The sequence below is a fragment of the Escherichia sp. MOD1-EC6021 genome (assembly GCF_002965245.1).
Taxonomy (GTDB): domain Bacteria; phylum Pseudomonadota; class Gammaproteobacteria; order Enterobacterales; family Enterobacteriaceae; genus Escherichia; species Escherichia coli_F.
In genome coordinates this window covers 33,632-45,689 of the sequence record NZ_PTRU01000012.1, presented here as the reverse complement: position 1 = coordinate 45,689, position 12,058 = coordinate 33,632, and the positions used below count along the sequence as shown (strand labels likewise).

General features: G+C 49.6%; 11 protein-coding genes. 3 read left to right on the top strand and 8 right to left on the bottom strand.

Annotation, left to right across the window (positions count from 1 at the left end):
- Positions 1 to 2: 2 nt before the first annotated feature.
- The 5 genes from yiaO to yiaK form a co-directional block, all read right to left on the bottom strand.
- Positions 3 to 989 carry a 2,3-diketo-L-gulonate TRAP transporter substrate-binding protein YiaO gene (gene yiaO, locus BEB54_RS15105; RefSeq protein WP_105282224.1) on the bottom strand — a complete coding sequence of 329 codons (987 nt, stop codon included), beginning with the start codon at positions 987 to 989 and terminating at the stop codon, positions 3 to 5.
- Positions 990 to 1,001: 12 nt separating this feature from the next.
- Positions 1,002 to 2,279 carry a 2,3-diketo-L-gulonate TRAP transporter large permease YiaN gene (gene yiaN, locus BEB54_RS15100; protein ID WP_000279616.1) on the bottom strand — a complete coding sequence of 426 codons (1,278 nt, stop codon included), beginning with the start codon at positions 2,277 to 2,279 and terminating at the stop codon, positions 1,002 to 1,004.
- Between the two features lie 2 nt (positions 2,280 to 2,281).
- Complete coding sequence (gene yiaM / locus BEB54_RS15095; RefSeq protein WP_000721665.1) at positions 2,282 to 2,755, bottom strand: 2,3-diketo-L-gulonate TRAP transporter small permease YiaM; 474 nt, start codon at positions 2,753 to 2,755, stop codon at positions 2,282 to 2,284.
- A gap of 117 nt (positions 2,756 to 2,872) precedes the next feature.
- Entirely contained in the window at positions 2,873 to 3,340 is a 468-nt protein-coding gene (locus BEB54_RS15090) for a YhcH/YjgK/YiaL family protein (RefSeq protein WP_105277710.1), read from the bottom strand.
- A gap of 11 nt (positions 3,341 to 3,351) precedes the next feature.
- Positions 3,352 to 4,350, bottom strand: coding sequence for a 3-dehydro-L-gulonate 2-dehydrogenase (gene yiaK / locus BEB54_RS15085; RefSeq protein WP_000869042.1), 999 nt, complete (start codon positions 4,348 to 4,350; stop codon positions 3,352 to 3,354).
- A 200-nt stretch (positions 4,351 to 4,550) separates the two neighbouring features.
- Here yiaK and yiaJ point away from each other — a divergent pair, with 200 nt between their 5' ends.
- Together yiaJ and BEB54_RS15075 are read left to right on the top strand one after the other, a co-directional pair.
- Positions 4,551 to 5,399: an IclR family transcriptional regulator YiaJ gene (yiaJ, locus tag BEB54_RS15080; RefSeq protein WP_000514241.1), complete on the top strand. Its 849-nt coding sequence runs from the start codon at positions 4,551 to 4,553 to the stop codon at positions 5,397 to 5,399.
- 101 nt (positions 5,400 to 5,500) lie between these two features.
- Positions 5,501 to 5,974, top strand: coding sequence for a 4Fe-4S binding protein (locus tag BEB54_RS15075; protein ID WP_105277711.1), 474 nt, complete (start codon positions 5,501 to 5,503; stop codon positions 5,972 to 5,974).
- Positions 5,975 to 6,125: 151 nt separating this feature from the next.
- On the opposite strand, the gene avtA is transcribed toward BEB54_RS15075, so the two are convergent.
- Both avtA and malS read right to left on the bottom strand, forming a co-directional pair.
- Positions 6,126 to 7,379, bottom strand: coding sequence for a valine--pyruvate transaminase (avtA, locus tag BEB54_RS15070; protein WP_105277712.1), 1,254 nt, complete (start codon positions 7,377 to 7,379; stop codon positions 6,126 to 6,128).
- Positions 7,380 to 7,556: 177 nt separating this feature from the next.
- Positions 7,557 to 9,587, bottom strand: a complete 2,031-nt coding sequence (malS, locus tag BEB54_RS15065; RefSeq protein WP_105277713.1) for an alpha-amylase — start codon at positions 9,585 to 9,587, stop codon at positions 7,557 to 7,559.
- Between the two features lie 319 nt (positions 9,588 to 9,906).
- Between malS and BEB54_RS15060 the strand changes: the two genes are divergently transcribed.
- Complete coding sequence (locus BEB54_RS15060; RefSeq protein ID WP_105277714.1) at positions 9,907 to 10,731, top strand: protein bax; 825 nt, start codon at positions 9,907 to 9,909, stop codon at positions 10,729 to 10,731.
- A gap of 107 nt (positions 10,732 to 10,838) precedes the next feature.
- On the opposite strand, the gene xylR is transcribed toward BEB54_RS15060, so the two are convergent.
- Complete coding sequence (gene xylR / locus BEB54_RS15055) at positions 10,839 to 12,017, bottom strand: D-xylose utilization transcriptional activator XylR (RefSeq protein ID WP_000494484.1); 1,179 nt, start codon at positions 12,015 to 12,017, stop codon at positions 10,839 to 10,841.
- Between the last annotated feature and the right edge of the window lie 41 nt (positions 12,018 to 12,058).

Sequence of the window (12,058 nt, the reverse complement as noted above, 5' to 3'; positions counted from 1 at the left end):
ATTTATTGCACCTCATCCACGGCTTTCAGCAGGTCAGCGCCCTGCGGAACATCTTTTACAAACATGTCGCGGACCTGAGTACCCAGTGCGTCGCTAAAGACTTTGCGATCAAGTTCGGTGATGACTTCTACGCCCGCGTCTTTCATGCCATCGATGATTTTTTGCTGATTTTCGGCGACCAATTTGCGCTGGTAATTACCCGCTTCTTGCGCAGATGAAATTAGCGCTTGCTGGAACTCCGGGCTTAAGCCATCAAACTTCGCTTTGTTGATCACCACCAAAAGCGGGGAATAGGCATGGTGCGTCAGAGAAAGGTACTTCTGCACTTCATAAAATTTGGCTGACCAGACGACGTTGATCGGGTGTTCCTGAGCGTCGATAGTGCGCGTTTCCAGCCCGGTATAGACTTCGGCAAACGGCATCGGAATCGGGTTAGCGCCAAAGACTTTGAATGCGGCGATATTCATCGGGCTATTGTTGGTGCGTATTTTCAGCCCTTTCAGGTCGGCAGGTGTTTTAACTGGCTGGCGTGAGTTGGTGACATCGCGCCAGCCATTTTCCCAGTAGGCCAGCACTTTCAGTCCCTTACCTTCAAGGGAGGCCTTCAGTTCATCGCCGACTTTGCCGTCGAGTGTTTTATGCGCGTGGGCGGTATCGCGGAACAGGAAAGGAACATCAAGCAGGTTCATCACTGGTGATAACCCGGCAAAGTTATTCGAGCCAGACATCTCCATATCAATAGTGCCGCCACGCACGCCGCTGATCATCGCTTGTGCGTTGCCGAGAGTACTGTCCGGGAACAGTTTTAATTTCAGCTCGCCTTTGGTTCTCTCCTGTAATAATTCATTAAATTTTTTCGCTGCAATATGTTGTGAGTCGGTTTGTGAGGTTTCATAACCGAAACGTAATGATTGTGCCGCCAGAGAAGATGTGCTGAACGCCGCCACTCCGGCAATTAATAAAGCGTAGGTTACAGAGCGTAATTTCATTATATTTTCCTTTTAATTAATCCATTTCAACGGGAGGATGATGAGATCGGGAATAAAAACAAATAAGGCTAATAAGGAATATAAAACCAGGACGTAAGGGAAAACGCCTCTGACTGCATCATCGAATTTGAGTTTAGCCACCCCTGAAATAACGTTAAGCACATTACCGATAGGCGGTGTAATTAAGCCGATTGAGCAGTTGATGATAAACATGACTCCGAAGTAAATCGGATCGATTCCTGCCTCTTTAACTAAAGGCATTAATACCGGGGTAAGAATTAACACCGTCGGCGTTAAATCCATGACCATACCGACTATCAAAATCGCCAGCATAATAACGATAAACAGCAGACGCGGTGATTCCACTAACGGTTGCAGTAAATCAGAAACCATCATTGGCAGTTCAGCAATGGTAATTAGCCAGGCGGAAACTTGTGCCGAAGCTACCAGAAACATTACCACTGAGGTGGTTTTCGCCGCGCCAATAAGTACATGCCAAAGTGTGGCGAAGGTCATTTCACGGTAAATAACCGTGGCGACAAACAACGCATAGAAAGCAGCAACGGCCCCGGCTTCGGTAGGGGTAAACAGACCGGAGCGAAAGCCGCCAATAATAATGACCGGAAGAAATAGCGCCCAGATACCGGAAACAAAAGAGTGCCAGATTTCTCGTTTCGTTGCTTTTTGCTGACGGGGTAAATTAAGACGACTGGCCTGCCACCACCAGGTGAGCATCAGCGTTGCGCCCATCATAATGCCTGGGGCAATACCCGCCATAAACAACTTACTGATGGATAATCCGCTGGAAACACCGAAGATAATAAATGGAATGGAAGGGGGAATAATTGGCGCGATAATCCCGCCAGAGGCAATCAGCCCCGCAGCACGGTTGACCGGGTAGTTAGCGCTGCGCATCATCGGCACCAGTAGCGCGGCAACGGCGGCGGTATCCGCAACAGCAGAACCGGAAAGGCTCGCCATAATCATTGCCGCCAGCACGCCTACGTAGCCCAACCCGCCTGGTTTATGCCCGACCAGTTTCATCGGCAGGTCAACAATGCGTTTTGATAAGCCGCCCGCATTCATGATTTCACCCGCCAGTACAAAGAACGGAATCGCCAGCAGGGAGAAGCTGTCAGCACCGTTTACCAGCGTTTGCGCCATGATCTGGACATCAAACATATCCAGCCAGAACATAAGCGCCGCCCCGCACAACAGTAGCGACCAGGCAATAGGCAAACCGATAGCAATGCCACCCAACAGGCAGCCCAGAAAAATCAGCACAGCCATGATTAAGCTCCTTGCGGTGGCGGCGTTAGAGAATTGCTACGCGTGATGAGTTGATATAAAAGGCGCAGCTCAAAGAATGCGATAACGAGGCTGGTGGGCAGACAAGCGGCATACATCAGGCCGATGGGCAAGCCGAGGATCGGTGAATAATCGCTCCAGTCCTGAATTGTTTTTAGCGTTGCGCCCCAGGCCAGAGCGCCACAAATAAATAAGATTAAGGAATGGGTAACCAGAGCGACTCGCCGCTGCCACGCGGGGGAGAGTTTCTCCACCAGAAAGGTAACCTGAACGTGGGCGTTATCCATAAAAGCCACAATCGCGCCAATAAAGGTTAACCAGACAAATAAATAACGCGACAATTCATCTACAGATAAAATACTTGTCTGAAAACCATATCTTAAAATAATGTTTATAAACACAATACAGGAAAGTACGGCGAGATTAATCGCCAGTATTGCTTCAAGTATTTTTTTCATAGCTATTCCTTGAGGCTATGTTTGTCATAATTCAAATTGCATGTGCAGCAACCTGAATTATTAATATAGTTAGAGCAATAACATTACCCAGGCATTCTGGCGTAGACGATTATTCGATTAATTTAGCGCCGTTAATGCGACTTTAACCACAACTTTTCGTATCTCAGAGGCTGTTTGCAGAATACAGCCTGGTCGATGAACATCCTGAGGAAAGAAAATAGCGTAGCTACCCGGTATCATTTCTATAAATGATTCATGTTCATTATCGTGATAAAAAATAATATCGCGCAGCTCTAATAGTGATTCGCTGATTTTATTATTTCCTGTATCAGTAGCAATGCCGATTTTCTCTTTGCCCCACGCCAGAAATTGAATATCGATATACCGACGATGCACTTCCGGACGGTTTTCCTCTACTGCACGCGTCGTTAAGTCGATAATTTGTGCGTAAATATTTTTGCCGTCGATTTCGACAACGCCCGGCTCCAGGGCGTTGAAATCGGTAGCGCGCAGAAAATCGAGCGCCTTTTCAATGGCGGCGGGAAAACGGCACGGGTTAGGCTGCGCGATATGTCCAAAAATCATGGCTTATCTCCTTATAACGCCTGAATTTTTGCCCATACGCTGTCATCAACGGTAATACCGTTACGGCGGTTTTCTGCCAGCAGGGTGGTAAATTCGTGGCCGGGTAAGCGAATGGCCTGGTTTTCATCGGCGCGTTCAGCGGTAGTAACATAATCCATGATGCGTTGCAGCTTGGCATCGCGGGTGGGGCCGTCGATCAATTTATCCACTTCGATGGCGATAAAGATTTGCGAAACACCGTATTCGTCGCTGTTATCCTGGGTGACTTCAGCAACTGACGCGCCGTCAGAAAGGAGAGTGGCGATCATATCCAGCACAATCGACATGCCCGAACCTTTCCAATAGCCCATCGGCAAAATTCGACGATTTTTCTCGATAACGCCAGGTTCTTTGGTCAAATTGCCCTCATCATCAAAGCCACCATCGACCGGGAGCTGACGACCTGCAAGGCGGTTAACTTCTAACATGCCGTAGGAAAACATCGACATCGACATATCGACCATGGTGATTGGGGTAGAAGGAATGGCGACGATCAGCGGGTTAGTGCCGATGCGACACTCTTTTGCGCCCCACGGTGGCATTACGGCGATGGAGTTGGTCCAGCAAATGCCAATATAGCCTTTTTCCGCCGCCTGCCAGCCGTAGCTGCCGCCGCGCATCCAGTGGTTGGCATTACGCAACGCCACCAGACCAATACCGTGATCGGCAGCCAGTTCAATGGCGCGATCCATCATCTTTTTCGCTGTCAGATTGCCGATCGAACGCTGGGCGTCCCACTGTTCAATTGCGCCGAGGCTGGTTATACGTTTGGGTTGGGCATCAGGAATGATATCGCCGTTTTCCAGTTGTTGAATGAAACGAGGGAAACGGTTGACGCCGTGAGAATAAACGCCGGATTCGGTAGTGCGGGCGAACATTTCGGCACAGGCATCAGCCGTTTCGCTGTCAACGCCGCGTGAAATTAAGACTCGATTAAAGGCTGCTTTTAACTGCTCAAATGTCACTTTCATCCCTGGCTTCCTTGTTTTTTTGATCGCTTTTTTGGCTTAAAATTTCAATATGCGAAATCTGATTTCAAATATATCGATCGCTTTTTAACAAAGCAATCTGATTGATGAATTTCAAAAAACTTAAAAATCAATTGGTTATAAATTATCTGTCGAGATCGTGAACTACGACACACTTTGCGCTACCATCAGGACGCGACAAAATGGGGAAAGAAGTGATGGGAAAAAAAGAGAACGAGATGGCGCAGGAAAAAGAGCGTCCAGCCGGAAGCCAGAGTCTGTTTCGCGGGTTGATGCTGATTGAGATTTTGAGCAACTATCCAAACGGTTGTCCGTTGGCGCATCTTTCGGAGCTGGCTGGTTTAAATAAGAGTACCGTCCATCGCTTATTGCAGGGATTACAATCCTGCGGCTATGTGACCACCGCGCCCGCCGCAGGGAGTTACCGCCTGACTACCAAATTTATTGCCGTCGGGCAGAAGGCGCTGTCTTCGCTGAATATCATTCATATCGCCGCTCCGCATCTTGAGGCACTGAACATCGCCACTGGTGAAACCATTAACTTCTCCAGCCGCGAAGACGATCACGCTATTTTGATTTATAAGCTGGAACCCACAACCGGGATGCTGCGAACCCGTGCCTATATAGGCCAGCATATGCCGCTCTACTGTTCCGCAATGGGCAAGATCTACATGGCGTTTGGTCACCCGGACTACGTGAAGTCATACTGGGAAAGCCATCAGCATGAGATCCAGCCGTTAACCCGCAATACCATTACCGAGCTGCCCGCGATGTTCGATGAACTGGCGCACATTCGTGAAAGCGGAGCGGCGATGGACAGAGAAGAAAACGAACTCGGCGTCTCCTGTATTGCTGTTCCGGTGTTTGATATTCATGGGCGGGTGCCGTACGCCGTGTCGATTTCGCTTTCGACATCACGTCTGAAACAGGTGGGGGAGAAAAATCTCCTGAAACCACTGCGTGAAACCGCGCAGGCTATTTCTAATGAACTGGGATTTACTGTCAGGGACGACCAGGGCGCGATCACATAACGCTCTGGACAAGTGCCAAAACTTTAACATTTCCTTCGTTGGATCAAAGCAGTAGAGACGCGCTCTCTGGCACTCTGCTGTTTTAGTGCAAAGGAGTGATCATGAACCGGTTTATTATTGCGGATGCGACGAAATGTATCGGTTGCCGTACCTGTGAAGTGGCTTGCGCAGTGTCGCATCAGGAGAATCAGGATTGCGCTGCGTTGTCACCAGACGAGTTTATTTCCCGTATTCGTGTCATTAAAGATCATACTTACACCACGGCTGTAGCCTGTCATCAGTGTGAAGATGCACCGTGCGCAAATGTGTGCCCTGTTGACGCGATAAGTCGCGAACATGGGCATATTTTCGTTGAACAATCACGTTGCATTGGCTGTAAAAGCTGTATGCTGGCTTGCCCGTTTGGTGCGATGGAGGTCGTTTCTTCGCGCAAAAAGGCGAGGGCGATTAAGTGCGATCTGTGCTGGCATCGGGCGACGGGACCGGCCTGTGTTGAAGCCTGCCCGACAAAGGCGTTGCAGTGCATGGATGTCGAGAAAGTGCAGCGGCATCGGCTACGGCAGCAGTCTGTTTGAAACGTTTTTCCGACGTTTTTTAACGCAGGAATAATGCGCTTTGTTTATGCCGGATGCGGCTAAAACGCCTTATCCGGCCTACAAATTCTACCAAATTCAATATATTGCAGAAATGATGTAGGCCTGATAAGCGTAGCGCATCAGGCAATTTTTAATGACTTTCAGCCCAGGCGCGTTCAATCTCTTCCGCCAGAATCTTCACCCCCGCTTCAATTTTATCCGGCTCCGGCACGTAGTTCATACGCATACATTGATGTGTATGTGGCCACGGTTTATCCAGCCCTGGGAAGAAGTTGTGCCCCGGCACCATCAGCACGCCGCGCGATTTCAGGCGCTGGTAGAGCTGCTCGGTCGTAATTGGCAAATCCTTAAACCATAGCCAGAGAAAAATGGCTCCTTCCGGTTTATGAATCAGGCAGCGATCTTCCGGTAAATAGCGGCGAATGATGGCGATAGTTTCCTGAACACGCTGGTAGTAAAACGGTTTGATGACTGTTTCAGACAGGCGCAGCAGATCGTTACGCTTAATCATTTCACACATCATCGCTGGACCAATACCGCCAGGTGCCAGGCTGATAATGCCGTTCATATTGGTGATGGCGGTGATGATTTTTTCATTGGCGATGATAATGCCGCAGCGGGAGCCTGGTAGACCCAGCTTGGAAAGACTCATGCACAGTACGATATTCGGATTCCACAGCGGGCGCGCTTCGCTGAAGATGATACCCGGGAACGGGACGCCATAAGCGTTATCAATCACCAGCGGAATGCCGTGTTGATTCGCCAGCGCGTCAAGCTTCAGCAACTCTTCGTCAGTAATCACATTGCCTGTTGGATTCGTCGGCCGGGAGACGCAAATCATCCCGGTTTCTTCGCCAATATGCAGATGCTCAAAATCGACGTGGTATTTAAACTGGCCTTCCGGCAGCAGTTCAATATTCGGACGCGCAGAGACAAACAGATCTTCTTCCAGTCCGGCGTCAGCGTAGCCAATGTATTCCGGTGCCAGCGGAAACAGCACTTTTTTGATCCGACCATCGGCACGGCGTCCGGCGAACAGATTAAATAAGTAGAAAAACGCGCTCTGGCTGCCGTTTGTTAGTGCAATATTCTGTGGTTCGATATCCCAACCCAACTTCTCGCGTAGCATTCCGGCAAGCAGTGTGAGTAGCTCCGTTTTCCCCTGTGGACCGTCGTAATTGCACAGTGCATCAGTCGCTTTGCCACTTTCCAGCATGTCGGTCAGTAGCGTCTGGAAGTAGTCCTGCATTTCCGGGATCTGCGCTGGATTACCGCCGCCGAGCATAATCGCGCCAGGCGTGCGTAAACCGTCGTTCAGATCTTCCATCAGCAGCGTAATGCCGGAGTGGCGGGTAAATTTGTCACCAAAAAGGGAGAATGTCATAGCGGGATATCTGTCGAACTCTGTAGCAAGGAAGGTAACAATAACGCTACATTTGCTGGGGTGCAAATCGCTCTGTTGAAGTGGGAGCGGTGCTTTATCCTGCAACTCTGATTAGGGCTGACATTTTATCCTGGTTGGCGGCTTCCCGAGGTACTGACGAACGGGAAGCCGAAAACGTTACTGTTGCCCCGCCCAGACGACCAGCACTTTATCGTCGTCATGCTCACGAACAAAGCCGTAGCCCTGCTTCAGCGAAAGTGTCGTTTGTTTGCCCGCGCCAATTGCGGGATGGCGGGCGCGGAACTGGCTGATTTTCTGCCAGTGCGCGACGCTAGCGGCAGATTTACCGTTAACATCCTGCCAGTTCATATCCGAACGCGTGCCTTGCAGCGGATCAGAACCGGTAGGACCGAACGGACGAGAGGATTCATCACCATAAAAGATTTGTACTGCACCTGGCGCTAATAACAATAACTCTGCTGCTTTGTCGCCCCCTTCACGGAACAGGCGGGTATCATGCGACGAAAGATAGCTCAACACGTTGAAATCCTGCAATTTCTCTGCCATTTGCTGCCAGGTCGTATCCATCTGCGCCAGACAATCGACCGCTTTCGCCGCCTGCTCCTGATAATCGAAATTGATCATCGCATCGAAGCCGTGGTGATAGTAGTCACTTTGCATCACGCCGTGGCCCCAGGCTTCACCGGTCATCCAGAAAGGTTTGTCATCTAATGCTTTGTCGGGATTCGCTTTTTTCCATTCGCGAAGTGCGGCGCTGGCTTCGGTTTTCAGTTGCTGCCAGGCGGGCAACTCAACATGCTTGGCGGTATCGACCCGAAAACCATCAATTCCGTAGTCACGGACCCACTGGCTTAACCAATGGGTTAAGTAATCTCGAGGGGTAAAGCCGTCAATGGCTTTAGCGTGGGTATCCGTTTTGTTGTTATAGAACACTGGCAGGCCAGAAGCGGTAGTTGATTCGGTTTTGATATCCGGTAAAAAGGCCAGCGACATGGTGAGATCGTCAAATCCAGGATTGTCGTAGTCGCCGATATCCGTTCTGATCCAGTTTTTTCCCCACCATTTATCCCAGCCTGTTTTGTCGCTGAAATTAATGTAATCGTTAAAGCTATGCCAGGTTTGCCCGGCGGCAGGTTTCCAGTCGCTCCAGCGTTCACCCAACGTTTTTTTCACTTCGTCACCAGAAAGATATAACGCGCCAAACTGATACTCCTGCATATCCGCCAGTGTGGCATAGCCGGTGTGGTTCATCACGACATCAAAGAGAATACGAATACCGCGCTGATGCGCGCTATCAACCAGCGTCCGTAGATCGGCTTCGCTGCCCATATTGGCATCAAGATTCGTCCAGTCCTGTGTGTAATAACCGTGGTAGGCATAATGCGGGAAATCGCCTTTTGTACCGCCGCCGACCCAGCCGTGAATTTGCTCAAATGGGGCGCTTATCCATAAAGCATTGACGCCCAGCTGCTGGAGATAATCCAGTTTGTTGGTCAGGCCGCGTAAATCGCCGCCGTGAAAAGTGCCAATTTCTGCCATACCGTCTTTATGACGTCCGTAACTCTGGTCATTACTGGGATCGCCGTTTTCGAAACGATCTGTCAGCACAAAGTAAACTGTGGCGTTATGCCAGTCGAAAGGGGCGGATGTGTCAGTTTCTGCCCGTTCCAGCAGGAGTAAACCGTTGCTGGTGGCAGCGGGTTGTAACGTTATTTGACCGTTCTTCACTATCGCAATTTGCTGGCTGTAATAATCCCGGACTGCGGCTCCCTCCGGAAAAGTGGCGCTGACATCCAGAGTGAGCGGTAATCCATCCCATTTCGGGCATTCACGGACCAGGTTTGCTACCGGTTCGACGGCGTTCTGGATGGAAATCATCAATGTTGGTGTACCGGAGCGGGTGTCTAGTTGCAGCGTATATTCGCCGTCCCTGAACAATCGCCATTGAGGTGGCGTGTTGCTACAAGGTTGCAGGGAAAGCATCTGATTGAGTTTTATCGCATCCGCAGGCTGCCAGCACTGTTGGTCAAAATTTAGCGTGAGTGGGCGCGTACCTTTGGGCAACTGCGCGTGGCTGACAAATGTTCCCGTTCCCTGTTCGCTAAAGGCAGGGAACCCCGGAGAAGTCCAGCTGGCGGCAACGGCGAAGCCAGGAAGGAGTGTCAGAAAACAGGCGGCGAGTTTCATGGCGGATGAGTCCTTATTGCTGCGATTTCAGACAGTTTGCCAGCGATAAGCCAGACAAAACTCATCCCTGAGCGGTAAGTCCACAGGATGAGAAGCAAGGGTGAGCGATCGCGCGCAAAAAACGGCTGAATTTTGCGATAAACCCCACATTTTCTGCGATTTAGCGCCAATCTGAATCGTTAACTCGTGACATAGTTTCAGATTTGGACTATTCCTTGGGGTGCTCTTGACAGCTATTTTTGATATGATTTGAGATTCAACTCTCAAATTTGTGAAAAATATAAGGTGTTGGAATGATTAAATCCGACCAGGAGACCTGATGATTTTGACTCCCATACGACGATATGGGGCGATGATTCTTATGTTACTCACTCTGGTGTTTTCGAGTGAGGTGTTAGCGAAGACGCACACAACAACAGCGAGTCAAAAGTCCCACTTAATTAAAGCTAGTAATAAACAGGTAAGCAGTAAACAAGAGTATTCTCGCAATAGTGCAAAGAGTAGTTCACTTCCTGATTTGCGAAAATACCCTTCCGGAACACCAAGGAAAAAAGCGTTTCTCCGGACCGTAATGCCTTACATTACCAGCCAAAATGCGGCCATTACTGCGGAACGTAACTGGCTCATTTCAAAACAGTATCAGGGCCAATGGTCACCTGCTGAGCGTGCGCGTCTGAAAGACATCGCCAAACGCTACAAGGTGAAGTGGTCTGGTAATACGCGAAAAATCCCGTGGAATACCTTGCTGGAACGCGTAGACATTATCCCCACTAGTATGGTAGCGACGATGGCTGCAGCAGAAAGCGGTTGGGGAACGTCGAAGCTGGCGCGTAGCAACAACAACCTATTCGGCATGAAGTGCATGAAAGGACGTTGTACCAATGCGCCGGGTAAAGTGAAGGGGTACTCACAGTTCAGTTCTGTCAAAGAATCGGTGAGCGCCTATGTCACTAACCTGAATACTCACCCGGCTTACTCTTCGTTCCGTAAATCGCGTGCACAACTGCGTAAAGCGGATCAGGAAGTGACTGCCACAGCGATGATTCACAAGCTGAAGGGCTACTCGACCAAAGGGAAGAGTTATAACAACTACCTGTTCGCAATGTACCAGGATAACCAACGGTTAATCGCGGCGCATATGTAATTGCATTTCCTCGAGCCTTATCCGACTTGCCAGTCGGATAAGGCTTTTGCTCGCATCAGGTGGTTGTGCTGAGTTACCTGATGCGACGCCGACAATTCTCATCATCGCTACAACATGACCTCGCTATTTACATCGCGATACTCTTTTGGCGTCGTGTCATATGCTTTTTTAAAAACAGAGTAGAAATATTGCAGCGATGGATAACCGCACATTTGCGATATCTCATTGATCGATAAGGTGGTTGAAATCAGCAGACTGCGCGCTTTCTCCAGCTTCTCGGCATGAATCATGGCATGGATGGTTTCACCCACCTCCTCTTTAAAACGCTTCTCAAGATTGGAGCGCGAGATCCCGACGGCATCGAGTACCTGATCCACTTTAATCCCTTTACAGGCGTGATTACGAATGTAATGCATGGCCTGAATAACGGCGGGATCGGTCAGCGAACGGTAATCTGTTGAGCGCCGTTCAATGACGCGAACTGGTGGGACCAAAATCCGCTGTAGCGGCATTTCTTCTTTATCTAATAATCGATGCAACAGTTTTGCCGCCTGATATCCCATTTGCCGTGCGCCCTGAGCGACCGAAGAAAGGGCGACACGCGACAGATAGCGGGTCAGTTCTTCGTTATCGATGCCAATCACACATAATTTTTCCGGTACGGGAATATGTAGATGTTCACATACTTGCAGAATATGCCGCGCCCGGGCGTCGGTAACGGCAATGATCCCGGTTTGCGGCGGCAGCGTTTGTAGCCAGTCTGCCAGCCGATTTTGCGCGTGTTGCCAGTTCTCTGGCGCTGTTTCTAACCCCTGATAAACCACTCCGCGATACTTTTCTTCGGCGACAAGCTGACGAAATGCATATTCGCGTTCAGTGGCCCAACGTTTGCCGCTGGATTCCGGAAGACCATAAAAAGCAAAGCGGTTAACGCCTTTCTCTTTTAAATGCAAAAATGCGCTTTCAACCAGTGCATAGTTATCGGTGGCAATGTAATGAACGGGTGGGTAACTTTCGGCAAGGTGATACGAACCACCAACCCCAACAATGGGGACGTCGACATCAGCTAGCGCTTGCTCGATTTGTTTGTCGTCGAAGTCGGCAATGACGCCATCTCCTAACCAGTCCTTGATTTTATCAATGCGGGCGCGGAAATCTTCTTCAATGAAAATATCCCATTCCGATTGTGACGCCTGTAAATATTCCCCTACGCCTTCTACTACCTGACGGTCATAGGCTTTATTAGCATTGAACAGCAATGTGATGCGGTGACGTTTAGTAAACATGGTTCTTTTCCTGCTGAATCATGCAAAAACTCAAAACCGGT